The sequence below is a fragment of the Sphingobium boeckii genome, from assembly GCF_014199215.1.
Taxonomy (GTDB): Bacteria; Pseudomonadota; Alphaproteobacteria; order Sphingomonadales; family Sphingomonadaceae; genus Sphingobium_A; species Sphingobium_A boeckii.
Map to the genome: position 1 here is coordinate 38,291 of NZ_JACIJC010000004.1, position 25,702 is coordinate 63,992.

Consider the following 25,702-nt stretch of genomic DNA (forward strand, 5'->3'; position numbering starts at 1 on the left):
TGGCGCAGGATTGCGGCGGACTGTGGCGGCCAGGCCAGGATGCCCTTTCGGGCCTTCGCGGCCTAAACCAGCAACTCGCGGATGGGCATATTGGTCTCCAGGCTTTCGGCGCCCCAGCGATCGACCGGCACGCCCATGATCTGTTGCAGCGTCAATCCGACGCGACTGACCGGCGTGCCGCCGCCCGCCACATGGAGGCCGGTGCGCAGGCGTCCGCCGGCGGCACCGGCGGTCATCATCGGAATATTGTCGATGGTGTGGAATTTGGCGAATTCGGTTTCGCTATGCGCGAAGACCAGGCTGTTATCGAGCAACGTGCCGTCGCCTTCCTTCACCGCGTCCATCGCCTGAATGAAATAGACCCAGGCTTCCATACATTTGTTGACGAAGAAGGTGGCTTCCGGCTGATAGCCGAGCCGGTTGTCCAGCACTTCCTCATGGGTCAATTGATGGTGCGTGATCGTGCTGCCGATACGGGTCAGCGACGATGCACCGTTGTTGAAATTCATGTTGAAGACGCGCGTGTTATCGCAGGCGAGCGCCATGACCAGCAGATCGGTCATGATCTTGTGGTTTTCCATCACATTCTCGATCTCGGCATTGATCGGGCGATCGGGCACCGTTCCGGGCACGACGCAACCCAGCATCGGATCGGGCTTGGTCAATTCGACATCGAGCTGCTTTTCAAGCTGGCGCAATGAGGTGAAATATTGATCGAGCCGCTGGCGGTCTGACGCGCCAAGGCGGGCTTCGAGCGCCTGGCGCTGCTCGTTCACGCCGGACAAGACGCTGCGGCGCGCGAGGACGGCCGGATCGGGCGTGAAGGTGGCGCTGTTGGGATCGCGAAAACCCGTGCCGAATATCCGGGCATAAAGCGCGGCGGGAGAGACCTCCGCCGGATTGAGATTGCCATTGCCGCGCCCCGAAAGCGAATTGCGCGGATCACCGGTCGCCGAGACTTCGAGCGAGCGAAAACGCGTGCGCGTGCCGATGACATCCCCGATCAACACATCGAAAGAGGGCGCGGGCAAACCACGATCCGATGCGATGGCCATGCCGGTGCGGATGCCGACGCCGCCGCTGGTGTGCGGCAGATTGGGCTTGCCATCGAGCGGCAATGAGAAATCGCCGAGGATATTGATCTTGTGTTTGAGCGGCGCAATCGGTGACAGCTCTTCCTTGAGATCGTAATCCGCACCGATCTTGTTGGGAAACCAGCGGGGCGGATTGACACCGAGACCCCAGAACCAGGTGCCGAACCGCACCGGCACCGGCGCACCAGTGGCCGCCATGGCCTGGCCGTTGCCATCGAGAAAGATATCAAGCAGCGGCAGGCCGATAGCCACGGCCATGCCCTGAACGGCACCGCGCAGCGCGGTCCTGCGATCCAATATTAAGCTCATGGATATAGTCCCATCGTGCTGGAGTTTCTGGCCGCCATGGCGACCACGCTTTCTTTGGGCGGTGTCGGGGCGATGCGATACGCCTCGGGCATGGTTGCGACGCGCAGGAACAGCGCTTGGATGCGATAACCCTGAGTGGCAAAATTCTGCTCGATCGCCGTGGTCGTGCTGCCCTCCTCGTCCGGCGCCCGGCCGGTCGCATATTGGAAGGCGCGTCCGGCCACGCATTCGGTCGTCGACGGGCTCGACGCCATCGCCTTGCCCAGACCGACGTTGCCGAGAAAGTCTGCACCTTCGAACATGCCGTATGTGTTGATGAGCGCGCCATTCTCGTTCGGGCGTGATGCGCCGATGCCATCGAATTTTTCGAGCGGCAGGCCCAGCGGATCGGTGATCTTGTGGCAGGCCGCGCACACCGGATCGCTGTTATGCGCATCGAGCCGCATCCGCGCGGTCGGCATGAGCTTGCTGTTCACATCCTGAACCGCGGTAAAATTGACGTTGCCCGGTGGATTGGGGACCGGCTGACACAGCAGCAGCTCACGGATCGCACGACCGCGCAACGTGGGCGAGCTGCGGCCAGAATGCGAATAGAGCGCCAGGAAGCCGGCCTGCCCCAGCAATCCCGATCGCTCGTCTCCAGGCGCGAATTCATAAGGCACCCAGCCCTGTGATGCGGAAACCTTGACCTGATAGAGCGGCCCCAGCGCGCGATTGATGAAAGTGCGCCGGCTGGTGAAAAGGTCGCGATAGTCGCCCTTTTGCGTCACCAGATGATCAACGATCATGCGCAGCATCTGCTCGGGCAACGCAGCGGCGACATCGGGATTGAAACGCGGATAGACGATCTGGTCCTTCGCCATTTCAGCGAATTTCTCAAACAGCAGCATATCGGCGAAAAATGCGCGCACGCCATCTTCGAGACGCGAAGATTGCACCATTCTCTGCGCCATCTCCGCCAGCCCGGCATCATCCATCAACCGTTTGCTTGCCGCAGCCTGGAGCAGCGCTTCATTGGGGGTGGTATTCCACAAGAGGAAGCTCAGCCGCGACGCGCGCGAATAGCTGTCCAGCCGCAGCCCACCAGCGTGATCCGGGTCCGGTTCGGCGCTTTCGATGACATAGAGGAATTGCGGTGAAACGAGCATCGCCCCGAGCGCGAGCTCCAGCCCGCCATGGAAGGATCCGTTATTGGCAACCGCATCGCCCGCCATTTTGACATAGCTGGCGACCTCGCCCTCGGTCAGCGGGCGACGGAAGAGATAACGGCCGATGGGGACCAGCATCTTGGCGGCGCAGGCCGGATCGGGTGCGGCGGCGTCGCGCGGGACGCACGACATGAACTGCAGGCGGTTTGGCTCGGACATCACCTGCGCGGCGATATTGCGCCCCATGGAATCGAATTGTTCCAGCCCGGCAGGCGATATCGTGGAAGCCGCCGCTCCGGTGGAGATCAACTCATGCGCCGGACGCACGATCGGTTCGAAACGCCCCGCAACCTTGATATCCGGACCGAAGATGTCTGCAATGCTGTTGCGATATTGATCCTCGGTCAGCCGACGGAGCGCGACGATCTCGCCCAGGGGTTCGCCGAGAAGCGAGAAGGAAGCCTCGGCGGTGGCGGTCTGCGGTGCCTTGTCGACCGCGCAGGACGCCAGGCCGAGAATGACGGCGACAGCGCCGACGACGCGCGCCAGACGCGGGCGTTTCGGGACGAATACGGTCATTGGCTTGCCACCTGCGTTCCAGGGACCGTATCGTTGATGAAGGCGGGGATTGCCGTCATCGCCAGGCCGCTCGAAATGGTCGTGCATTGCCTCGTTTTCGGATCGCGATCGCCGTCTGCCATCTGCTTGAGGGTGGCATACATGGCGGCGCAGTCATATCCGGCCACGGTGGCGGCACCGACACCGCCGATCGACGCGCTGGCGATCACATTCCAGATCGGCTGATAGCCGCCCGCCAGGCCTTTGAGCGAACCATCGGGCTGAAACGCGAGTGAGAGCATCCCGCGCCGCAGATCCCATTCGGTGCGCTGCCCGCGAATATCGCGCTCCGATCCCTGCCCCCAGGTCTGGCGCAGGCGGATATCCGTCCGCGTGGTGGTCAGCACGCCGTTGACGATCCGGCCGCGCAACACGTTGCGATGGCGCGGATTATCGACCACCGTATAGGACGCGCCAGGAATGAAATTCTGCTTCGGATCGATGATCGCGCGATCTTCGCTATTGGCGTAGACCACTTCGACTTCGGGATCGTTGACCAAACTGTCAACACCGCGCAACAACAGCACCTGCGTATGCTCGCCGCTGATCATGAACTGCGTCAGCCCGTGCACGATATCGCCGCCAAGGCCATCCACGCCCCGCCAGCTCCGCATACAGCCCATGGCCCGCCACATCTGATTGTCCACGCCGGCCGCGCCTTCGGGACTGGTGAAATTGTCATGGCCACAGGTTTCGGTGCCATCCCCGGCACCCTCATCGCCATCAAGGTTGAGGCCCTGCGCCACGCCGCCTTTCACTGTGCGCTGGGGCGGACGGCTGAATTGATCGGGATGGGTGCAGATATTGATCCCGTTCGGACCCACGGCATAGCCCTGCCAGCGCGTCGTCAATTCCTGTTCATTGGCCTTGTCGAGCAGCCTGATGCGCTCTGAAGCGGGCACGGTCTGCAGATAGGTTTCGCGCAAACTGGCGGCTGCGCCATCCGGGCAATCCTGCTCGCCCTGGTAAATGGCGGGTGCGAAATGCGTAACGATGAAGCCCATCTCGCCATTGGCGGGCGGTGCGGGCAATGCCGTATTTGCCGGCGCGAGCACCGAGGTTTCCGCAAGGCTCGTGGACGCCGGCAGCAATGCTGCGAAAGGGAGTGCGGCGATCGCGATCCCCCATTTGCCTTTGCTCAGCCGTGTCATCATCTGCATCCTCTTCCTATGCGCATCTGTTTTGTCGTGAATGGTCGTCAGGGCTTCAGCACGACGCCACCCGTCGGGATTTTGGCGGGATCCGTGCCGCTGATCTTGAAGACCGGTTTGCCGTGATAGAGCCACTGGGCATAATCCTGGCCCTGCTCCACGCTCCACGCACCGACGCCGCGCCGCGCCATGCCTGCGGGGAACACCTGCCAATCAGCGCAGGCTGCGCTGCAACGCTTGGTCTGCATCGTATACAGCAAATTGCCCTGCGTATCGGCCAGCACATAGGCACCATCGACCAGACGGGCCTGAACACTAAGCGGGGCGGAAATCTTGGGGGCCGGAGGGATATATTTCAGCGTGTTCCAGACGAAGACATCCTCGCCGTCATGCGCGGTCGAACCCGGACGGTCGCCCTTGCGGGTGAACACCATATGGACGCGCTTATACGTCCATTGTGGTCCTTGCGGGCCTTCGGAGACCGTCCAGTCACCGCTTGGCGCGACCCGCGGGCCATTTCGCGAATTTCCACCGAAACCGGGGGGCGTCGGCTGGACAGGCGATCCGGCGGGTGCAAGCAGCGGCTCCCAACTATCGAGACAGGCCCCGGTGCAGAACAAAAAGGGCTTGCCTGTCCGCCCGGTGAGCGCACGCACATCCATGCCATACAGTGTCAGTCCGCGCTTATCGACATAGACTGCTCCGTCCTTCACGGCCTTGGTGCCGATGCCAGCAGGGAAAGTGTCGGATGCCGCCACAGCTATAGGCAGGTCCGACGCCTGCGCCCAGGCGGTCGCGGGCGTCACGATGAGGGCAATGGCCAGCGAGGCGTGATGAAAGAAAGTCGTCACTGTTCGATCCGGAAGGCCCGGTGGCAGGCGGCGCAGGTCTGGCCCAGCGCTTTGGCCTGTGCGCGCATCTTGGCGACGTCGCCGGTGGCGGCGATGGCCGCAAAGGCGTTCGCTTGTTTGGCGAAATTGTCCTGCGCCGTCTTGAATGCCGCGGCCTGCCCCCAGATTTCGGGCTTGGCGGCGGTTTTCACGCCGGGCTTGGGGCCGCTGCCGACCGGGAACCAGCCGGGCTGCTGGCGGGCATAATCGCGAATCTGCCGGGCGGAGATTTGCAGCACGTAAATTTGGGGTGATGACGATCTCAACGAGTCATTGATATTCTTATACGCCGCGCCGATCTCTCGAAAACCGGCGATACGCGTCGCAATGATGTTGGTCGGCGCAGCCACCAAGGGCGCTGCGAGAGCGCACCCGACGAAGGTGGCGATGATGCGACCCAATCTACCGTGAGCTTTCATGCGATCCTTTTCCCTTGTCGTCCGTCGATGCGGCTTAGTGGCTCTGCGCCCGTCATGCCTTTTGGGCCCAGGAGTCGCACACGCCATTGGCAGGCACCTGGCCCCCGCTCAGCAGCGCGCATTTCCCGCAATCCGGCGCGCCCAATGTAAAAAAGGCGCAGGTGCCACAGCCTTTCTTGGGATCTGCCGATGGCGCGCGAAACCCGAGCGATTTGCGCATACTCTTTTGCGCAGCGGAGAGCGTGGCGGGATCTGCGCACGCCAGCGCCTGGGACGCTCCCGTCAGCGCCAATGGCACCAGCGTGAAAAGCGCGAGGGCGGACCGCCGGCTCCACGGACCAGTGATCCGATGGCCAGAAGCAGCATGGTTGTCCGACATGCGCGGCATTTTGTCTCCTCCCAGCACGGTCAAGCACCGATACGGTCGATTTCCGACCTGTCTCGGAGACGGTCTAGCATTATGGACTGCGTTTGATTTGTCTGCGCTGACAAGAATAAGAGCATATTTCACGGCGATGGGCCAAATGCCTTGCGGCGCGGCGTTTGGCGGGGGATCGCGACGGCGATTGTGTCTCTCCGGACAAACTCCGGCCATCAACATCGGCCATAAGCTGCCATAGGATGGGAAGCGACCGAACCGTGCCTAAAAATAGGGTCGGCAAAGGCGCATTGGGAAGAGCCAGGCCGATGAACAGCGTGACGGCTTCGACGAATGATGAAAATCCGGGCGGCGCATTGCCGCATATCCTGATCGTGGACGACGATCCTGCATTGCGACGGCTCATACGCGATTTCCTGATCAGCGAGGGCTATGATGTTACCGAGGCGGAGGATGCGCCGTCCATGCGGCGCTCACTGGCCCAGGCACCCGCCGACATCATCATCCTCGATGTGATGATGCCGGGTGAGGACGGTCTTTCCATCGCGCGGTCTTTGGCGCTCGATGAAGACGTGCGGATCATCATGGTCTCAGCGCTTGGCTCGGAAACCGATCGCATCATCGGACTGGAAGTGGGCGCTGACGATTATCTGGCGAAGCCCGTTTCGCCCCGCGAACTGCTGGCCCGGATCCGTGCCTTGCAACGCCGGCGCCGGCATGCCCCCGAAATGCCGGCGATCACCGCGCATTACGGTTTCGAGGGCTGGAGCCTCGATCCGGTCAGGCGGGTGTTGCGTGACCCTTCGGGTGTCATCATCAGTCTGTCCGAAGGCGAATTCGGTTTGCTGCTCGCATTGGTCGAACGGCCAAAGCGGGTCTTGAGCCGCGATCGATTGCTTGAACTGGCGCGGGGGCAGGATTCCGAAGCCTTTGACCGTGCGGTCGATACCCAGGTCAGCCGATTGCGGCGCAAGCTTGGCACAAGACTGCACGGGGAAATCATCCGCACCGTGCGCAATGAAGGCTATATGTTCCTGCCGCCGGTGACACGGCTGTGAAAGGCCGCTTCCTGAGGTGGATCAATTCGATCCATGCACACATGTTGGCTCTGGCCCTCGTCGTCATTCTGACGATGACTCTGTTCAGCCTGTCGATTCTGTTCCTGATCCTGCCGCGCGAGCGGGTTCCGGTATCGGTCTATGAAATGTCGCGCATCGTGCACGGCCTTCCCCTGGTCCGGGAAAAACCTGTCATCCGCTTGCATGAACAGGATAGCGCGCCGCCCCTGTCGAGCGACCGCACCGAGCGCCTGATATCGGATATGCTGGCAGCGCAATTGAAGATGCCGGCCAGCGACATCCGCGTTTATCTGAACCGGGGCGATCGCGATCGCTATGATCAGATCGCGCAGGAATCGGCATTGTATGGGAAAGACGGCGCGGCCGACCCCTTTATCGTCGGCACCTTCACCATCGCCTTGAAAACCCCGGATGAAAGATGGCGACTTATCACCCGCGTCGCGAGATCGCCCGGAAGCCTGTGGAATCTGGCGGGCCGCTATGGCTTCGTCCTGGGTTTGCTTTTCGTCTTGCCGCTGAGCCTTTGGTTCAGCGCGCGGCTCAGCCGACCGATCCGCGCGTTCGCGACATCGGCGGAGCGGCTTGGTGCCGGGATCGAGGAGCATCCGGTGGCGCTTCATGGGCCGACCGAGATCCGCATGGCGGCGCGTTCGCTAAACGAAATGCAGTCGCGCATCGCCCGCTTCGTGCGTGAACGCACCTCGGTGGTGGGTGCCATCGCGCATGATTTGCGAACGCCTCTCTCGCGCCTTCACTTCCATTTGGCATCAGCGCCTGCCCCGATCAGGCGCGCGGCCGAAGAAGAAATCAGGCAGATGGAGCAGCTTATCGGCACGACCCTCGATTTCGTCGAGAATGAAAGCCGTCCGCGCACGATGGAGCCGCTCGATCTTGGCATGTTGGTCGAAAGTCTCGTCGATGATTTCGCCGATATGCAGATGGACGTCGCGATCGTCGCGCCGCAGCCGATCACCATCATGGGTGATATGCTGCTGCTGAAGCGCCTGTTCACCAATCTGATCGACAATGCAGTCAAATATGGGGGTGGCGCGCGCGTGTCGATGCGCCGGGAAGCTGGTTGTGCCATTGTCGAGATCGTCGATGATGGGCCGGGCATGGCAGACGATCAGATCGTTCGCGCCTTCGAACCCTTTTTCCGCGGTGAATCTTCCAGGAATCGCAAGACGGGCGGGGTCGGGCTAGGCCTCTCGATCGTTCAAACCGCCGCCCACGCGCATAACGGCACGGTTCTGCTCGAAAGACGGGTTCCGGCTGGCCTATCCGCGCGAGTTACCCTGCCCCATATGCAGTAAGGCGGATCATTCCGGAGAAAATCTGCTGATAGCCATCACCGGGAGGATTTGAATTTATAGATCATCGCATTTCGATATGTCTTCCCGGGAACCAGCCGCACAGACCCGAACGCAGGTTGATTGACGGCATCCGGAAATGCCTGGGGTTCGAGAACGATCGCGTCGCCCTGGCGGTAAAGCTGTCCGCTCTTGCCCCGCGACGTTCCATCCAGAAAATTCCCCGAATAGAATTGCAGGCCGGGTTGGTCAGACCAAAGCTCCATCGCACGGCCGGATTGCGGATCGGTCACGCGCGCCATCAGGTGCATCGTGCCGGAAGGCGTGCGCTCAACGACCCAATTATGATCATAGCCGCGACCAATGCGGATCTGTTCATCGCTCGCGGTCCGCACGCGTTCGCCGATCGCCCGCGGCGTCCGGAAATCAAATGCCGTCCCTTCGACCGCCGTGAATAAGCCGGTGGGGATCAGCGTCTGATCCACAGGCAGATAGCTTGCGGCCGGAATTTCCAGCGTGAGCCCCATCGCCCCGGAAGCCGAGCCCTCACCGGCCAAATTCCAATAAGCGTGGTTGGACAGGCTGACCACCGTCACCTTGTCGGTTGTCGCCTGATATTCGATGCTCAACTGATCCTTGTCATCCAGGCGATAAATGACGGTGGTTGTGACCCGACCGGGGAAACCCTGATCTCCGTCCGGGCTTACGAGGCGGAGCGTGACCTGCGCGGAATCGCGATCCGCTTTCGCCTCGACGACGTCCCACACGGCCTGATCCACGCCTGTAACGCCGCCGTGCAGGGCATTGGGACCGTCATTCAACGTCACCTGATAAGGCTTTCCATCAAGGCTGAAACGGCCGCCGGCGATGCGGTTCGCTACGCGCCCGACGCTCGCGCCCATGAACTGCCGCTTGGCGACATATTCCGCCAGCGTCGCATGGCCCAGTGCCACGTCGACGTGAGCGCCGCTCACATCGGGCAGGATCAGCGACTGCAGCGCAGCGCCATAGGTGATGATCGTGGCCGACACGCCATTGTCGTTGGACAGCTTCACGCTCTCGACGATGCGGCCGGTCTCCGTCTGCCCGAACGTGTGCCGGGATATGTCGCCTGCGATCGCGACGTGCGAAAACGTCAAACACGCCAGCGCACCGGCAAACCTCATCCAATTCATCATGCTTGATCCTCTCAAAAATGCGAATCCTGAAGGATCCATTCTTGGTTCAGCCGACGATGAAGGATTTTAAGAGCAGAGGTAAGGCCAATTTTTTGCTTCTGGCCTGAGCCGAACCTATGGCGCAGGTTCGTCCCCGTGCGACGATGTGTAGCTTCGGCTGATTGCGATGAGCGAAGGCCGTGGCGGCTGACCCGGCGACAATAGCATCTATTCGTTTTGCCATGTTAATTCTGAGTGCGCTGCGCCCTAAACATGATGCTGGCGCGGCAGAATCTTTGACCGGTAATGATCCCGACACGGCTATCGCCAGAAGAAAGGGAAACAGACGCATGAACGAAGGATTTTTTGAATCGCTGTTTGGCCTGTCAGGCAGAACCGCAGTCGTCACCGGTGGCTCGGCCGGGATCGGCAAAATGATCAGCCGCGCGCTGATCGCCGCAGGCGCTGAAGTCTGGATCGTCGCCCGCAACGCGGAGCGAGCCCAGCGCGCTGCCGCCGAACTCGATGGGGGGCGCGGTGTCTGTCACGCGATTGCCGCCGACGTGACATCCGCCGCCGACATCGAGCGTCTGCGCGCAACGCTGGCAGGATCGATGAACCGGCTGGACATCCTGGTCAACAACGCCGGCCTATCGCGCAACGCAGCGTTCGGAGCTTTTCCGGCGGAAATTTGGGACCAGGAGCTCGACATTAACCTCAAGGCGCCCTTCATGATCATCCAGGCGCTTCACCCCTTGCTGCGCCGTACCGCCGCGGACCATATCCCCGCGCAAATCCTCAACATCGGATCAGCCGCCGGTTTCACGATCCATTGCGAGGAATCGTTCAGCTATTATCCCAGCAAGATCGCGCTTCACCATCTCTCGAGAATCCTGGCGCGACGCTTCAAGCAGGACCGTATCCAGGTAAACGTCATCGCGCCGGGCTATTTCGAAACCGAGATGATGGACGGCTTCGCGCCAGACGAAGCCGGCAAGGCAATATTGCTGCGCGAGGTGCCGGCCGGGCGCTTCGGCGGTTTCGAAGACATCGGCGGCCTCTCGCTGGCGATCATCGCCAATAGCTATCTCAACGGCGCGGTGATTCCGCTCGATGGCGGATATCTCCTCGATCATTGAATTCGTGTAACCTGTGCGGCCTTTCAAAGGGGCGCCCGGACCGCCCCGGCGTTCGATCGAGGTGTAGGAAGCGCCGCGGATCACAAAATTGTTGGAGCCGCGGTAATTCACCTGAAAGCGCGGCGGCACGCCGGTGTTATTCGCCATGCCCTTACCTTGGCGAACACGGAAAGCGAATCGATCAAAGCGACGCAGCGAAAGTTGCCGGCAAGCTGTCCCCGCCCGCCAGCAACAATATGTTTGAAGGACGCGTTATTGGATTTGCCGGGTTCGGCATGGCGCGCCGCGCCAATGCTTGCAGAGATCGGCCTTGATCGCCGTCATTCCACGTCCATCAGGGTCTGACGATCTCCAGCGTCAGCGCCTGCAACGTCGGCGCGTTGGAGGGGGCGAGCAGAAAATGCCCTGCGATACGGCCACGCTCGCATGTCCATTCGAAGCCGCCTTCCATCGCGCTCTGGGCGGTCACGGATCCGCGCGTGGCGCATCGGCCGACCTCTTCCTTCAGACGCGTCAGATCATTTTTCCAATGAGCAGCATCCCGATCCATGAGAAAATTCATTGCCAGCCTATTCCGAACGGCCAGCACATCCCCCGCCGCCCAAATGGACTGTGCAATCGCATAGCCGTCCGCTACATGCCGGCTGACCGGCACCGCGCGATCAGGGAAAGCTTCGGTTGCATTGAGCGCCAGAGCAGCCTTCATCGCGGGTGCCGAGGGTCCGGCATAAGTGCGGTTCGTGAACACGAAAATGCCAACCCCCTTGTCGGGCAGCAGCAAGACGTTCGATCCATAGCCCGGATAACCGCCGCCATGCGTCAGGATAAGGCCCAGATCGCAATCGTCCAGCACGCGCCAGGCCATGCCATAGGCCCGCGCCGTGCGACATGGCGTCGGGTTGACCTCGGAAGATCGCTGGATCGCGTGAACGAAATTCGATCCTTCGACGATCTCGCGCACCGTGGCCCGCGCGACCGGCCCCGGATCGGCATCGTCCCGCGGCGGCCAGGCGGATAGCAGGAATGCGATCCACCGCGCATAATCCTTCGCATCGGTCTGAATACCGCCCATGGCACCGAACACGCCATCGGCCATATCCGGTTCGCGGACCCATTGATCATCCTGCCAGCGATATCCAAGTGCACGACGGTCCGCAGGAGACTGGCTGATATCATAACCCGTCGCCGACATCCCGAGTGGCAGGAGGAGCGTCTCGCGGATATAATCCTGATATCGCGTGCCCGAGACGTTGGTGATGATGCGCCCGAGCGTGGCATAGCCGAAATTGGCATATTCCATCGCCATGCCCGGCGCACGGGAGAAGGGCACGCCCGCCTTCAAAATCCGGGTGAACTCCGCTTCTGACAGAGGCTGTTGACGATCACCCCAGGGATCATCCGTCACCAGCCCGGCGCTGTGGTGGAGAAGATCACGCACCCGGATCTTGCGGCTGTCGCTTGTGGGATATTTCCAGTCCCGCATTTCCGGCACATAGGTTTCGGCCAGCGCGTCGAGAGACAGCTTTCCTTCGTCCCGCAACTTCAGGATCGCGAGGGCGGTGAAGGCCTTGCTCATCGATGCGATGCGGAAGAGACTGTCTTCCTTCACGGGTCGATTGGAAGCCTTCTCCAATACGCCCATCGTCTTGAGCGCAACCAGCTCGCCGTCTGCGACGATGCCATAGACCAGGCCAGGCACATGGGCGTCTGTGCGCCATTGTGCGAAGATATGCTCGATGTCCGCCAGCACGCGCGCGTCGGGCCTGGCCGCCCACAGATGCGCGGGGGTGGCCAGTAAGGAAAACGCTGCCAGAGCCATGGTCAGCCGTCGTATCAGCATCATCATTCCCCCATCCGCGTCGTCAGGCCTCTTCTCGCCGGCAACAGAGGCCAAAGCAAGCGATGCCAATGGCCGCAGAGGATGCACTATCCGTCGATCGAGCAACCCGGCTCGCTATTGGCGCTTGGCCGCGAACCAGATCACATGTCGCGGCCCCTTGCCATTGCTGCGCGCCCGCACGACCACCTCATCGGTCAGGAAGCCTGCATCCCGAAGCCGCTGCGCGAACGGTTTGTCCGGGGCGGCCGACCAGACGGCCAGCACGCCGCCGGGCTTCAATGCTGCCTTGGCCGCCGCCAGACCCCGTGCGGAATAAAGGCCGTCATTCCGATTGCGCGTCAGGCCATCCGGGCCATTGTCCACATCGAGCAATATGGCGTCATAGACGCCGCGCGCAGCGCCAATCTCCGCGGCGACATCCCCCTCGATCAGACTGACCCGCGGATCATCCAGACATCCAGCGGTCAAGACGTGCATCGGTCCGCGTGCCCATTCCAGGATTTCGGGCACCAGTTCGACCACAGTCAAGCGCGCGTCCGCCGGCGTTTCCGCCAATGCGGCGCGCAAGGTGAACCCCATGCCATAGCCACCGATCAGCAGATGTGGCGCTTTGCGCGCGGACAGACGCTCGCACGTCATCGTCGCGAGCGCCTCTTCCGATCCGCTCATGCGGCTGTTCATCAATTCATTGCGATCAAGCACGATCATGAAATCGTCGCCGCGCCGGAACAGCCGCAACTCATCACCCTGAGGGATTTGCGCTGTATCGATCAGTTCGCGCGGGATCATTCAATGCACTCCGAATATGTCAGCGGCCCGGAAAGCGCGCCGCTGGGGATCGGCGAATAGCCGCGGGATGGCCCTGCCGTCGAGAACCATCGGCGTTCAACCGAACCGCCACCGTTGCCCTTCAGCCTTCGATTTCGTCCGTATGCACTTCGAACCGGACCAGGTCTGCGCGGCCGAACGCCGTGGTGAGTGCGGTGTCGGTGGCGTCACGGCCGCGTGCCATCAGGATCCGCCCGATCCTGGGTCGATTATGGCGGGCGTCATATTGATACCATTCGCCATCCAGATACACATCGAACCACGCTGAAAAGTCCATCGGCGCGTCGATCGGCGGTATGCCGATATCGCCCAGATAGCCGGTGCAATAGCGCGCGGGAATGTTCATGCAACGGCACATCGCGATCGCGAGATGCGCAAAATCGCGGCATACGCCCACGCGCTCCTGATAGGCATTCCATGCCGTCTTGTCGGGGCGGGCGTGCTGATAGCCGAACGCGATGTGATGATGGACGAAATCGACGATCGCCTCAACCCGCGCACGGCCGCCCGAAACATGCCCGAAATGCGACCAGGCAGTGTCCTGCAGACGATCCGTCTCGCAATAGCGGCTACCAAGCAGATAGACGAGAACATCGTCCGGGAGTTCGGAGACGGGCATCTGGCCGACATCGGGCGGACGACGATCGACCGCGCCACTGTCGGCAATCGTGAAATCGCAGGAGAGCGATGCGCCACCGGCAGGAATCGTGAGCCGGGTGCAGACGTTTCCGAAATGATCGAGATAATCATAGATCGGAATTTCCGGATTGAGGATCAGACGATGCGGAGTCTGCAGATCGCGATTGCGGCTCGGATGGACGCTCAGCATCGCCATCATGGGCGTGTCGATCTCGCACTCAAAATCGATATCGAAGCCGGCACGGATCAGCATCAAACGGAACTCCCTTTAACGGCGCGTGGCGCAAGCGGATTTGCTTCACTGTCATCATGGGCGACCACATCCACATCGACGGTCATGGCCAGGCTGCTCGATGGAAAGCCGGACCAGCTTCCCGAGATCGGCACAGCCTGAAACGGATCACGCGCCACGGCCACGCGGATCAGGCCATGATTGCCGATGATGCCGTTGGTGGGATCGAATTCCACCCAGCCCGAACCCGGCAGAAATATCCGCACCCATGCGTGCGTGCTGCCCCCGCCCAGCCGCCCCTCTTCTCGGTTGGGATTGTAAAGGTAGCCGGATACGAAGCGCGCTGCAAAGCCCAGCGCACGTACTGCCTCGATCATGAGCACCGCGAAATCCCGGCACGTGCCACGCCCCTTCCGGATCGTCTCGACCGGAGTCTGCGTGCCTTTTTCCGGGCGCGGCACATAGGTGAAATCCTGCTTGATCCGGCGGGTCATCTCCTCAAGCAGCGCCAGCGTATCGGCCCGCCCGTCCCGGCTGACAAAGCCTTGCGCCCAGCCATCAATGATCCGTGCGGAATCATGATGCTGCCGCTCGATCGAACGCAGCAGATCGGGCATATCTTCGGGCGAATAGGTGAAGGGAAATTGCCGGGCGTAACGCTCGATCTCCACGCTGTTGGCCGCGATCGGAAGATGATTCATCCGGACCACGCTCTTGATATCGAGCAAGGAGGCGCGGCCCGAAAAGGTCGCGATCGCCACCGCATTGCCGAACACGTCCTGCACCCAACGTAGCTCTTCTGGATCGGGACTGATATCCAATCTGGCGTCGATCAAATGCTGATCGAAACTCTCGCGCGGGCGCACCATGATCCGATGTTCGCCAAAGGACACCGGCTGACGGTACGTATAGCATGTCCTGTGCGTTATCGTCAGAACCGGCATCGAAGATGTCCCTTCCGGAGCAAGATCATCATGGCTGTCGGCCCATTGCTGTCCTCAGGCGACCCTGAGCCCGTCGAAATCCTTAACCGTTCAGGCCCGTCTCCGTTCCTTTTGATCGTCGATCATGCTGGCAAGCACGTGCCGGCCCGCTTGAACGGGCTTGATCTGGCGCCGTCAGAATTCGATCGGCACATCGCCTGCGATATCGGCGCGCGCGATCTTGCGCTCTCCTTGTCCGCTGTGCTGGATGCAACGCTGGTCATGCAGCGCTATTCGCGCCTGGTGATCGACTGCAATCGCGACCCATCGCGCGTCGACGCAATCCCGGCGCTGTCGGACGGCACTCTCATTTCCGCCAACGCCCGATTGAGCGCCGAGGATCGCGCGCACCGAATCCACGCCATCCATGCCCCCTATCACCAGGCGATCACTGGCATTCTGGACGAACGCACCGATCGGGAGACCGTGCTGGTGGCGCTTCACAGCTTCACGCCCGTGCTCGCAGGCGAACATAGGCCATGGCATGTCGGCATTCTGCACGCCGACGGCATCCCCGATTACGCCAGACGATTGCTGAGCGTGCTTCGCCTGAACCCGGATATGATCATCGGGGACAATGAGCCCTATCATATGGACGAAACCGATTTCACCGTGCCGTTCCATGCCTGGGCGCGAAATCTGCCTTATGCCGAGATCGAAATCAGACAGGATTTGCTAACCGCAGAGCGCCGGGATCACATCGTCGCATGGATGGCGCGCGCGCTGTGCGATGCGCTCAACTCCGGAACCACAGGTCAGTTTTAGCCGGTCTAGGTCAGAATGCAGAAGCCGCGATCGCTGACGCGGCGTGCCACGACCCCAGATGGCGAGGCCGTAACACATCGACATTGTCGATCACTCTGACGCAATCGATTCGTTTCGGCAATGAAGCCGCCTCGCCTATCAATTGGCGGTCCCAAGTGCAGGATCGAAACGAATACAGGGGAGAAACCATGTCCAGATACCATATTTCACTTGTCGCGCTGATGATTGCGGCGACGTCGCCCGCCTATGCTGCAGAACCCAAGCCCAACAAGTCCGCCACCGACGCGGAAACCGTGAGCCAGACGGCCAAGCCGCCCGTTGGCGAAAAGCCCGGCGGCATGAGCAATAAAGACTGGTGGCCAACGCGGCTCGACCTTACCGCTCTGCGCCAACATGAGTCGATGTCGAACCCTTATGGTGCCGACTATGACTATATGAAGGAATTCGACAGCCTCGATCTCGATGCACTCAAGGCTGACATCCGCAAGGTGCTGACCACCTCGCAGCCTTGGTGGCCAGCCGATTATGGGCATTATGGGCCTTTTTTCATCCGCATGGCCTGGCACAGCGCCGGCACCTATCGCGTGGGTGACGGCCGTGGCGGCTCTGATGGCGGCGAACAGCGATTCGATCCGCTTAATAGCTGGCCCGACAATGTCAGCCTCGACAAGGCCCGCCGCTTGGTATGGCCGATCAAGCAGAAATATGGCCGCAAGCTCAGTTGGGGGGATCTCATGGTCCTGGCCGGCAATGTGGCTTTGGAAGACATGGGCTTTCGGACCGTCGGTTTCGCCGGCGGGCGCATCGACGCCTGGCAGCCCGACGTCGTATTTTGGGGACCGGAAACCAAGATGATGGGGACCGAGCGCTCCAACCCGGATGGCTCGCTCAAGCGGTCGCTGGCGGCTACCACAATGGGCCTGATCTATGTCAATCCGGAGGGGCCAAACGGCAATCACGACCCGATCGGTGCCGCCGCCGACATTCGCCGCGCCTTCGGCCAGATGGCGATGGATGACGAGGAGACGCTGGCGTTGATCGCGGGCGGCCACACGTTCGGCAAGGCGCATGGTGCCAAGAAGCCGGACCAGTGCCTGGACGCAGAGCCCACGGCGGCGGGCATGGAGGAGCAAGGCCTTGGCTGGCGCAACAAATGCGGCAAGGGCAATGCGGAGGACACGCTGACGTCCGGCCTGGAAGGTGCCTGGTCCGCAGCGCCGACCCAATTCACCTCCCAATATATCGACAATCTGCTGAACTTCGAATGGGTCAAGACCAAGAGCCCGGCCGGTGCCACCCAGTGGATTCCGACCGATCCGGCCGCTGCTGAACTGGTTCCCGACGCGCATGTCGAGGGCAAGCGCCACGCGCCTATCATGTTCACCACCGACATCGCGCTCAAGGAAGATCCCGGCTTCCGCAAGGTGCTCGAAAGCTGGCAGAAGAATCCGGAACTTTTCAGCAAGGCCTTTGCGCGTGCGTGGTTCAAGCTGACCCATCGCGATCTCGGCCCGCAAGGTCGCTATCGGGGCAAGGACATCCCCGGCGAAACCTATAGCTGGCAGGATCCGCTGCCGAAGGCGAGTTTCGCGCCGATCGATGCCGCGACCCAGACGAAGCTGAAGGCTGCCGTGCTTGCCTCGGGCCTGACCGGGCCGGAACTGGTCCGCACCGCTTGGGCCTCTGCCGCCACCTTTCGCAGCACCGACATGCGTGGCGGTGCGAACGGCGCGCGCCTGCGGCTTGATCCGCAGCGGGGCTGGGGAGTCAACGATCCGCTCGAGCTGAACAAAGTGCTGACGAAGCTGACGGCGATCCAGAAGGATTTCGCGAAGTCAGGCAGCCAGGTGTCGATGGCCGACATCATCGTTCTGGCCGGCAATGCGGCGATCGAGCGGGCGGCCAAGCAGGGCGGCTATAATGTCACCATGCCCTTCACGCCGGGCCGCGTCGACGCCATCCAGGCGCAGACCGATGTCGCTTCCTTCGCCTATCTGGAGCCCAAGGCTGACGGCTTTCGCAACTGGTATGGTCCCAAAGCAGAGGTGAGCCCGACCGACGCGCTGGTCGACAAGGCTGATGCGCTCGACCTCACCGTAGCGGAGATGACCGTGCTGGTCGGCGGTATGCGCGCGCTCGGCGCCAATAGTGGTGGATCGAAGAATGGCGTGCTGACGACCCGTCCAGGCACGCTCAGCAACGACTTCTTCGTCAACCTGCTGACGATGGACACGGTGTGGAACAAGTCGGCCACGCCCGGCCTTTATGATGGCAAGGATCGCGCCAGCGGGACAGCGAAATGGACGGCAACGCCCGTCGATTTGGTCTTCGGCTCCAACTCGGAACTGCGCGCTGTCGCCGAAGTCTATGCGTCCCAAGATGCGCAACAGAAATTCGTCGATGATTTCGTTGCGGCTTGGACAAAGGTGATGAACGCCGATCGTTTTTGATCATTGAGGCCGGCATCGCCAGCGCGCGTCGGTCTCTCCTGGCGAGGACCGCGGTATCTATGCCGGGCGGGATTTTAAGTCCCCGCCCGGCATCCCCGCACTGGACGCGCGCAGAGGCCGTATAGGATCTAGAATGCGAAGCTTGCTCCAATCGAGACACGGGCATCGTCATCGCCGCGGCCCCAGCGGCCACGCCCCGAAACATAGCCCGATAACGGGCCATCGCGCATGGCGACGCGTATTTCGCCAAAGGCGCTGTTCCGCTCGGTATTGGCCAGCGAGAGGTCTACCGTTCCCATGCTATGCTGGGCCGAGGCGAGCCGAACAATGGCAGTCTCATCCCCGCTTTCTCTCTCGACGCTATAGCCGCCGCGAATGGCCGGCCGGATCGCGCCAAGCTGGACGCCTAGCTCACCGCCAAGGCTGGCCGAGAGTTTTTTGAAGCTGCGATCGCTATAAACCAGATTGGAAACGGAGGCGCCCGTCTCGGTGTAGCCGTCGAGACCAAGGTCGGTATAATCAACGGCGGCAAATGGCGTCAGAGTCATCCGCCCAACGGGTATTGTCCAGCCGATTTCCCCGCTTGCGGCCCAACCGTCACCCTTGGTTTCGCCTTGAGCCTGCTGGCCATAGGCCGAGACGCGACCGATCTCGCCAAACTTTGCGTCACCAATCCATGCGCCCGAGACCTGGGCGTAAAATCCCGATGGCGTGGCGACGGCTGCATAGGCACCTATCGTCCAGGCGCGCGCATCAAGCGGACTCCCGAATGCGAGACGACCATCCATCTTGCGGTAACCGCCCATGACACCGATGCGTGCGGTCTCGTTCAAAGGGATGTCGAAACCGATCGTGGTCGCCATCGTGTCCACGTCAAGTCCGGTGAGGGGGCTCGCGCCGGCACCGGTCTTGGTCCAGTCGGTGTCGAGCCAGATTTGGGTGCGCAAGGTGGGTGCGACCCAGCCGCGTTGAGCGTTGAGGAAGCGCATCGCCGGGAGTGTTGCGCTCGTGCCCAGACCGTTCATCGCCATGCGCGTGCCATAGAGCACGTCGGGTGCCATGGCGTTCATCGCCTGAAGTGCCTGCGGATCGACATAGGTCGGCAGTGTCAGGCGGTAAACCAGCATGATGCTGTCATTGTTGCCACTACCGTCAAGCGCGCCCGAAACTCCGGGGACGCCGTTGAAAAGGATGTCGGTACCCTGAAAGTCGTTGTCATTGCCGACGAACAGGAAGAAATCCTGTGGCGCACCTTCCTCCAGCACCGGCGCAAGCGCCATGGCTTCCCATTTCTCGCCGAGAGACGTGGCGTTCGTCAGCGGCAGACGGTTGATGTTCATGCCGACGCGCGCAAGTTGAACCGGGTTCAGCATGTTGACCAGTTCGACCTGTTGGACTGCGGTGATACCAGGGACCAGCGCGCCATTGGTGGCAACCGGCGTATTGCCCGTTTCATATTGTGTGCCTGCCAGATTGGTGGCCCCGGTTGTGTCAACAAGCAGGATGCTCTTGAACATTGGCGTGCCACTGGTGCTGGCGCTGGCGGCAACACCCCGACCGAGGCCATCGCGGGCGAGCACCAGAAATTGGGTGTCGTTCAACGCCAGCATCTCCGATTGTGCCGCCGTCCGGTCCGGTGCCGCACCCGAGCCATTGTTGTTGAAGACGGGCAGTTGCAGGACATAATGGCCAATGGGGTTGGTCGGTGTCCCGGTGGCGCTGATGTCGTAAACCAATATGCGCGTGTTGTTGCGAGTCTGCTGGTTGGCACCATTGGTGTCCTGCACCGTCGCGGACTGCAGGATCGTCACCAGCTTCTTATTGTCCGGTGTGATCGTCATGGCCTCAAGGCCCTGATTGTTGCGGCGGCCCGTCTGGCCGGGCGTGACGCTGTTGAAGTTGACCGCGCCGCCGGTCAGCGGCAGCAACGCCGGGATGGTCTGGATCGCGCCGATCTGCTTGCCCGTGGCGTCGAAATAATAAAGGCCGGCAGCGTATTCGTCGGAAATGTAAAAGGTGCCGTCGGGGCGGAAGGCAATGGCCTCGGCATCAAGGCTGATATGCCCCGCGGCTGTGCCGACCGTGGCGATGGGATAGACGATGCCGTTGCGTGTGATGGTGCTGCCCGCGGGATCCCGGCCGGTCATTTCAACACCCGTGGTATCCGTAAGGGTAAAGCCGCCGGTTGGCGTTATGGTCAATTGGCTCTGCGACGTTGGGGATTGCGGCAATGCCGCCGTGCCGGTCAAAGGCCGAAAAATGATGCTCTCGGCGTGAACGCGGTTGCGATAGTCGATCGCGCCATCGAACGGACCGCGATCCGGCAAGGTGAACATGCTGCCGCCATAACTGCCGTCGGCATTGCGCTGCCAGGTCGACAGATTAATCGCCATATCCGAAAAACTGCCCAGCGTTTCGTTGCGGAAATCGCGCACATTGGCGTCAAGCCGGCCGGCACCGACCAGTCCCTGATTGGAAAAAGTGGCACCGTTAAGCGAAACGCTGGTCGTGCCGTCGGCGGTTGTGACGTTTGGCGTCGTGACCTGACGCGACTGGGCGCTGGCCGGTATCGCCGCCAGCAGACCGAGGCCAAGCGCGGCCAATGATGCGCTCGCGCGCAACGTGAAAAGTTTCATCATGATTTCCCCCGACAGCAATTCCGTGTCGCCGTTCGGCTAGACCAGCGTCGTGACACGTCAGGGTCAAACTCGTGATGATTGCATGAAAATAGGCGTGTCTCGCCGCGCTCGCTGCGTAAGCCCGATTGCCAGTGCGTCAGACCCAGCGGCGGCGCGACAGCAATCGCAACGTCGTGAGATCCGGCTCGGCGACGATTTCATAGGTGTTATTCTCGATGATCAGCAGTTTGCTGATGCGGATGACGACATTCGCGCGCGCTGCGTGGCTCAGCCGAGCCCAAAAGCCGATGCACTCGCGGAGCGACCCTTCGATGATCGGCGCGCTGCCTGAGAGGATTTCGGCGGGGGTTGCCCAGATGGTTTCTGGGGCAGCGCGGCAGGATTTTCGTTTCAGTCCATCCTTCATGCCAGGTTCCTATACTATTGCCATGGCCAGGTTTCGACCCCTGTGGGTCCAGTCTCATTTGCATGGGCCGATATGTCGGTTGCGCCGCGCCAAGCCAATACCGCTAATACGGATTTTTGGTCGGCGCAGGCGGGCTGAACCGGCGTCGCTGCCAGAAGCGTTCCCGATCAATCAGAATCTCCCATGCGATTTGGGCCTTTCCGAGCAAAATGCCTTATTTTCAGCTCCAGTGAATATGTCCGCCACTATCCCCCAATCCGGCCAAAGCCTCGGTCCGGCTACCAGATCATTGAGGTCGCTGCGACGTGCGCGAAACGCGCTGAGGGTCATCTCGTTGCGAGATTCGGAAGAATGCTCCGCGGGATGACGCACCGTTCTCAAAATCGACTTCTTTTCGACCCTCCAAAAAATTGGTATTCAGTCTCTTGAAAGCCTCTGATGCTCACCTAAATTTTTTTCACCGGGCGCCGTTCGGGTCCGGTGGACACAGAGGGCACCGGCTCTTCGTTACCGGCGCTGCTCATGTCCGAATTGCTTCTTTTGGAGGATTTGGAGATGAGAACCAACTTTGACTTTGCCCCCTACCGGCGCTCGACCGTCGGTTTCGACCGCCCCTTCAACCTGCTCGAGGCGGGATCGCGCGAAGATGACGGCTATCCACCATTCGATATCGTGAAGGATGGCGAGGATAATTACCGGATCACTCTCGCGGTGGCTGGCTTTCGGCCCGAAGATATCGAAGTGGTTGCGCAGCAGAATCTGCTGACCATCAAGGGCGCGCCCGTCGGAGGCGAGGGCGCGGGCGAATATCTGCACCGTGGCATCGCCGCGCGCACTTTCGAACGACGCTTTCAACTCGCCGACTTCGTGGAAGCAGGCCATGCCAGCTTCGAAAACGGCCTTCTGAGCATAAGGCTTCGGCGCGTCGTGCCGGAGGCTATGAAGCCGCGTCGGATCGAGATCGGCAGCGCCCCAATTGCCAATGACCGCATCGCGGCACCGAGGGAGGAAGATCGACAGGCCGCCTGATCCCTTGCCTGCAAAGTCTGCCGGCACCGCCGCCGGGCGGGCCGGCGGGCCATTCTGCGTTACCCGTTTCACTGGCACCCATGTAACCAAATATCTGGGTTGTGCGTTGATCTGCCATGAGCGAAACGATTGAAACACTGCAACACAAGATGGAGGCCGCGGCCCGCACTCTGGATTTCGAGGAAGCAAAGCGGTGCCGGGACAAAATAAATCTGATGCGTGGGGGTGCTACGGCAGAAGAGGCTGAGCAGGCGGACTTCGGCGGGCTGGAACGCCAGAAGCCGGGGGCGATGGGCCTCGGAACCAGCCAGCAGCGCATGGTACCCCCCTCGGGCTGGACGCCGCCCGCCAAGCCTGACCCAATGACGTCCGGCCAATCGCTGCGAGGAAAGCCGCGTAAGTGACGACGCACCACACGACATGGCGCGGCCTCCGCAGGGTTCGTCTACGCGAGATCGAATGGCGGCGGGCCGGCGAGGACGCTGCTCGCGCCCCCGCTGGCGGTGATCGCCGGAACGGGACTGGCCTTTGTCATGGGTCTTCTATTGGCGACGTTGCGGGCTGAACCCGCATTCGCCAGCGCTTATCCCGTCGCTCTGAGAACGGCGTTCGGGGCGGCCGCATTGCTGGGCGCAGCGCTCGTGATCCATGTCCTGCGGCTGGAAAGCGGGATGAGACTGGTGGCCGCGTCCTGGATATGGCTGATCCTCCCGGCGGCCGGGACATTCATGTTCGTGCCGGGCATTTCCATTCTGGTGGTATGGCCGATCATCCCGATCCTCTGCGCGGCACTGGCGCTTGGCGTGCCGGCGTTGCGCAAAGCGGTGCCCGTTCTGCTTGGTGCGGCGGCATTGCTGTTCATCATCATCGCGCTGCCGCTCAGCGGGGGCATGGAGGAAGCGCTTTTCATCGAACGCGCTGCGCCAGCCACATTGCTGCTGACCTTCATGTTCCTTTTCTCGATGCTCACCGGCGTCCGGCACGTCCTTATGGCGTCCATGATCTGTGCGATCGTGATGGTGATCGCGGCGATCTGCGTCTTGATCGCCCCCTCTCACAGCCAGGATGCGCCGCGCCATCTCTCGATCGTCCATGAGGATGTGGATGGAAAGGGTGCGTTCTTGATATGGAACAACGGCCCCTTGCCTGCCGGCATCAGAGCCGCCGCTGCCTTTGGTGAACGATCACGCGATGACGGTCATTGGAGCGCTCCCGCATTCCCGCTGCCTGACGATGGAGGCATTACGGTATCCTTCGACAGCATCAGCGACGACATTCGGACGATCAGTGAATGGCGGCACCGCTGGCGGACCGGCAGGAATTGCGCATCAAAAATGGGGGCGCCGTGAAAGGCATCCTCGTCAATGGTGCGCGCCCGAAGGTGGTGGGGCCGCTCAGTTACATCGGCTGCTCCGGCAGAGCCTGCCGAACACGGGACGTCACGCTGTTTCTCACGCGGGATGCACCGCTTCCCGAGATCACATGGCAAAGAACCTATTATGGCGCAGGATCGGCGGCAGACAGGATCATAGCAGCGCGGCCGGATACGGCCCAGCCAGTCCATTCGGGCGATCAGCGAATTCTGATCCGTGCAGTGAAATTAGGCAGCCCATGACACCTCCGGGCCGCCCGACCTACCCTGCCGATGCGCAAAAGGCCATTTCCAGCGACTTTGCGTGCCTGTCCGCGCGCGAATTCAGCGCTCGACCACGTCTCGCTTCATCGGCGCAAGTTTGGCGAGGAGCTTGTTCTGGGCAGCAAAGGCAATGCCCTCTTCTCTCATCGCCCATTGCAGGTTTTCTACCAGCGCGTTGAAGTCGGCCGTTTGCACGCCCATGTTCTGGTGTGCGCCCTTCATGTCGCGCCCGGTATAGGCGCAGCCGCCACCCAGCAGATAGCAGATCTGCTCCTTCAGGGTTCGCCTGATCCGGACATCATCCTGATTTTTGAAGATTTCGCCAATCACCGGATCGGCGATGTTGCGATCCATGAACGATTCGACGATGCGGTCTATCCCCGGCTGGCCATGAAATGCCTTGAACCACCGATCCGTCTTATACGGGGTGGCACCAGCGTTGCTGTCCTGGATGACATAGGGCTCAACCGGCTCTTCGCCTGCCGGTACGGTCATGGAAACCTGTGCGGAGGCGAGCAGGAGGAGAAACATTGTGAGCATCGGTTCAAAATCCCGCTTGCATTGAAAGGAAGAACCCACGCTGCGCCTTGACCGTGGCGATATCGCCCAGATCGACATAGGCTGCGGTGACGGTCAGATGACGATGCAGCGCATAGGCGGCAAACAGATCATAAGCATCATCCTCCTGCGCGAAGGAGAGATTATCGGGCTTTGAGCGATATTCGGCACCGACCAGCAGTTTATGGCTGACGAGAACCCCTGCGGAGCCTTCGAACTGGACGGTGGCCGCGCCCTGCCGATCGCCCCCGAAACCCAGAAGACCGAATTGATTGGCCTTGGTCAGGCGCGCCGCGCCGCCCAGGACAAGACTTTTGTCGAGAATGATTTTGGTGGCGGACAGGACATAATCAGTACCGCTGTCATCCCGGCCGCCAATGGCACCAATGACCGCACCGCGATTGGCGTGCTTGTGCTGAACCGCGATAGAAACCTGCGGCAGGAACCGATCCTGATCATACACAGCGTCGCCAAACAGGCGCAATTTGGCACCGAAGACATCCTGACCAAAGGCAAAGCCGGCCCCCAGACCAAGCGCGGCCCCGGCCGCATTGGTATCGAAGCGCTGGCGCGCATAGGATAGCTCCACGCGATCGAAGAGACCGATCTTGCCGCCGAAAGCGGTCATGCCGAAATCGCGCGTTTCGATCCATGTGGCGCTGGCGCTGGCACCGATGCCCCGTTCGGTCTCATCACCCGCAATGGTGGACCATGTCGCCAGACCGCCGCCGCTGGCCCCTTCGACGCTTGTGACGCCACCCGTCAGCAGCAATTTTCCGCCTGAGCGATAGTCGCCCTGTGCGAATGCCGGAAGCGATGGAAAAATGATTGCAAGCAGTGGGGCAAAGAGCGTCAGACGCGCCGTCTTGGCCATGAATATTCTCCGTACAGATGCCCCATTGAAAACAGGAAGCACCCGACACCCTTGACCAGAACAGGGTTAAAATTTTCATAATCCTTCGCACACTCATATTTAAGGATTCACTGTCAATTGCCACCTCTAT

General features: G+C 61.3%; 23 protein-coding genes. 8 read left to right on the forward strand and 15 right to left on the reverse strand.

Going from position 1 to position 25,702, the window contains the following annotated elements; all coding sequences use genetic code 11:
• Window positions 1–62 precede the first annotated feature (62 nt).
• The 6 genes from FHS49_RS11715 to FHS49_RS11740 are packed head-to-tail and all read right to left on the reverse strand — an operon-like array spanning window position 63 to window position 6,008.
• Window positions 63–1,403 carry a DUF1552 domain-containing protein gene (locus FHS49_RS11715; RefSeq protein WP_184018729.1) on the reverse strand — a complete coding sequence of 447 codons (1,341 nt, stop codon included), beginning with the start codon at window positions 1,401–1,403 and terminating at the stop codon, window positions 63–65.
• Window positions 1,400–3,130 carry a DUF1592 domain-containing protein gene (locus tag FHS49_RS11720; RefSeq protein ID WP_184018731.1) on the reverse strand — a complete coding sequence of 577 codons (1,731 nt, stop codon included), beginning with the start codon at window positions 3,128–3,130 and terminating at the stop codon, window positions 1,400–1,402. The genes FHS49_RS11715 and FHS49_RS11720 overlap by 4 nt, the downstream gene beginning before the upstream one ends.
• On the reverse strand, window positions 3,127–4,329 hold the full coding sequence (locus FHS49_RS11725; RefSeq protein WP_246350659.1) for a hypothetical protein: 1,203 nt from the start codon (window positions 4,327–4,329) through the stop codon (window positions 3,127–3,129). The genes FHS49_RS11720 and FHS49_RS11725 overlap by 4 nt, the downstream gene beginning before the upstream one ends.
• A 38-nt stretch (window positions 4,330–4,367) precedes the next feature.
• A complete protein-coding gene (locus tag FHS49_RS11730; RefSeq protein WP_343052969.1) occupies window positions 4,368–5,171 on the reverse strand; it encodes a hypothetical protein in 804 nt (267 codons plus the stop codon).
• Window positions 5,168–5,629: a c-type cytochrome gene (locus FHS49_RS11735; protein WP_184018733.1), complete on the reverse strand. Its 462-nt coding sequence runs from the start codon at window positions 5,627–5,629 to the stop codon at window positions 5,168–5,170. Before FHS49_RS11735 ends, FHS49_RS11730 begins: the two co-directional genes overlap by 4 nt.
• A gap of 52 nt (window positions 5,630–5,681) precedes the next feature.
• Window positions 5,682–6,008: a high-potential iron-sulfur protein gene (locus tag FHS49_RS11740; protein WP_184018735.1), complete on the reverse strand. Its 327-nt coding sequence runs from the start codon at window positions 6,006–6,008 to the stop codon at window positions 5,682–5,684.
• 308 nt (window positions 6,009–6,316) lie between these two features.
• On the opposite strand from FHS49_RS11740, the gene FHS49_RS11745 reads away from it, so the two are divergent.
• Both FHS49_RS11745 and FHS49_RS11750 read left to right on the forward strand, forming a co-directional pair.
• Window positions 6,317–7,066: a response regulator gene (locus FHS49_RS11745; RefSeq protein ID WP_184018738.1), complete on the forward strand. Its 750-nt coding sequence runs from the start codon at window positions 6,317–6,319 to the stop codon at window positions 7,064–7,066.
• Window positions 7,067–7,107: 41 nt separating this feature from the next.
• The gene (locus FHS49_RS11750; protein ID WP_221240492.1) at window positions 7,108–8,400 is read left to right on the forward strand and encodes a sensor histidine kinase; all 1,293 of its coding nucleotides are present in this window, start codon (window positions 7,108–7,110) and stop codon (window positions 8,398–8,400) included.
• A gap of 35 nt (window positions 8,401–8,435) precedes the next feature.
• Here the strand turns inward: FHS49_RS11750 and FHS49_RS11755 are convergent, their stop codons facing one another.
• Window positions 8,436–9,572, reverse strand: a complete 1,137-nt coding sequence (locus tag FHS49_RS11755; RefSeq protein ID WP_221240511.1) for an aldose epimerase family protein — start codon at window positions 9,570–9,572, stop codon at window positions 8,436–8,438.
• A gap of 182 nt (window positions 9,573–9,754) precedes the next feature.
• Between FHS49_RS11755 and FHS49_RS11760 the strand changes: the two genes are divergently transcribed.
• The gene (locus tag FHS49_RS11760) at window positions 9,755–10,693 is read left to right on the forward strand and encodes an SDR family NAD(P)-dependent oxidoreductase (protein ID WP_184018744.1); all 939 of its coding nucleotides are present in this window, start codon (window positions 9,755–9,757) and stop codon (window positions 10,691–10,693) included.
• A gap of 334 nt (window positions 10,694–11,027) precedes the next feature.
• Here FHS49_RS11760 and FHS49_RS11765 read toward each other — a convergent pair whose 3' ends face one another.
• The 4 genes from FHS49_RS11765 to FHS49_RS11780 all read right to left on the reverse strand — a co-directional run bounded on the left by FHS49_RS11765 (window position 11,028) and on the right by FHS49_RS11780 (window position 15,176).
• On the reverse strand, window positions 11,028–12,539 hold the full coding sequence (locus FHS49_RS11765; protein ID WP_184018746.1) for a serine hydrolase domain-containing protein: 1,512 nt from the start codon (window positions 12,537–12,539) through the stop codon (window positions 11,028–11,030).
• A 108-nt stretch (window positions 12,540–12,647) separates the two neighbouring features.
• Entirely contained in the window at window positions 12,648–13,322 is a 675-nt protein-coding gene (locus tag FHS49_RS11770) for a spermine/spermidine synthase domain-containing protein (RefSeq protein ID WP_184018748.1), read from the reverse strand.
• 121 nt (window positions 13,323–13,443) lie between these two features.
• Window positions 13,444–14,253, reverse strand: a complete 810-nt coding sequence (locus tag FHS49_RS11775) for a transglutaminase-like domain-containing protein (protein WP_184018751.1) — start codon at window positions 14,251–14,253, stop codon at window positions 13,444–13,446.
• Window positions 14,253–15,176: a transglutaminase family protein gene (locus FHS49_RS11780; RefSeq protein ID WP_184018753.1), complete on the reverse strand. Its 924-nt coding sequence runs from the start codon at window positions 15,174–15,176 to the stop codon at window positions 14,253–14,255. The genes FHS49_RS11775 and FHS49_RS11780 overlap by 1 nt, the downstream gene beginning before the upstream one ends.
• A gap of 30 nt (window positions 15,177–15,206) precedes the next feature.
• Here FHS49_RS11780 and FHS49_RS11785 point away from each other — a divergent pair, with 30 nt between their 5' ends.
• A complete protein-coding gene (locus FHS49_RS11785) occupies window positions 15,207–15,980 on the forward strand; it encodes an N-formylglutamate amidohydrolase (RefSeq protein WP_184018755.1) in 774 nt (257 codons plus the stop codon).
• Between the two features lie 188 nt (window positions 15,981–16,168).
• Complete coding sequence (gene katG / locus FHS49_RS11790; RefSeq protein ID WP_184018757.1) at window positions 16,169–18,430, forward strand: catalase/peroxidase HPI; 2,262 nt, start codon at window positions 16,169–16,171, stop codon at window positions 18,428–18,430.
• Between the two features lie 128 nt (window positions 18,431–18,558).
• Here katG and FHS49_RS11795 read toward each other — a convergent pair whose 3' ends face one another.
• Window positions 18,559–21,069 (reverse strand): esterase-like activity of phytase family protein, encoded by a 2,511-nt coding sequence (locus FHS49_RS11795; RefSeq protein WP_184018759.1) that lies wholly within the window; start codon window positions 21,067–21,069, stop codon window positions 18,559–18,561.
• A 136-nt stretch (window positions 21,070–21,205) separates the two neighbouring features.
• Window positions 21,206–21,475, reverse strand: coding sequence for a hypothetical protein (locus tag FHS49_RS11800; protein ID WP_184018761.1), 270 nt, complete (start codon window positions 21,473–21,475; stop codon window positions 21,206–21,208).
• Window positions 21,476–22,030: 555 nt separating this feature from the next.
• Here FHS49_RS11800 and FHS49_RS11805 point away from each other — a divergent pair.
• The 3 genes from FHS49_RS11805 (at window position 22,031) to FHS49_RS11815 (ending at window position 23,853) form a co-directional block, all read left to right on the forward strand.
• Window positions 22,031–22,504: an Hsp20 family protein gene (locus FHS49_RS11805; RefSeq protein ID WP_184018763.1), complete on the forward strand. Its 474-nt coding sequence runs from the start codon at window positions 22,031–22,033 to the stop codon at window positions 22,502–22,504.
• Window positions 22,505–22,620: 116 nt separating this feature from the next.
• Complete coding sequence (locus FHS49_RS11810; RefSeq protein ID WP_184018765.1) at window positions 22,621–22,908, forward strand: UvrB/UvrC motif-containing protein; 288 nt, start codon at window positions 22,621–22,623, stop codon at window positions 22,906–22,908.
• A 129-nt stretch (window positions 22,909–23,037) separates the two neighbouring features.
• Entirely contained in the window at window positions 23,038–23,853 is an 816-nt protein-coding gene (locus FHS49_RS11815) for a hypothetical protein (protein WP_184018767.1), read from the forward strand.
• A gap of 347 nt (window positions 23,854–24,200) precedes the next feature.
• On the opposite strand, the gene FHS49_RS11820 is transcribed toward FHS49_RS11815, so the two are convergent.
• A complete protein-coding gene (locus FHS49_RS11820; RefSeq protein WP_184018769.1) occupies window positions 24,201–24,671 on the reverse strand; it encodes a group I truncated hemoglobin in 471 nt (156 codons plus the stop codon).
• A gap of 13 nt (window positions 24,672–24,684) precedes the next feature.
• The gene (locus tag FHS49_RS11825; protein ID WP_184018771.1) at window positions 24,685–25,572 is read right to left on the reverse strand and encodes a DUF3034 family protein; all 888 of its coding nucleotides are present in this window, start codon (window positions 25,570–25,572) and stop codon (window positions 24,685–24,687) included.
• Window positions 25,573–25,702 lie beyond the last annotated feature (130 nt).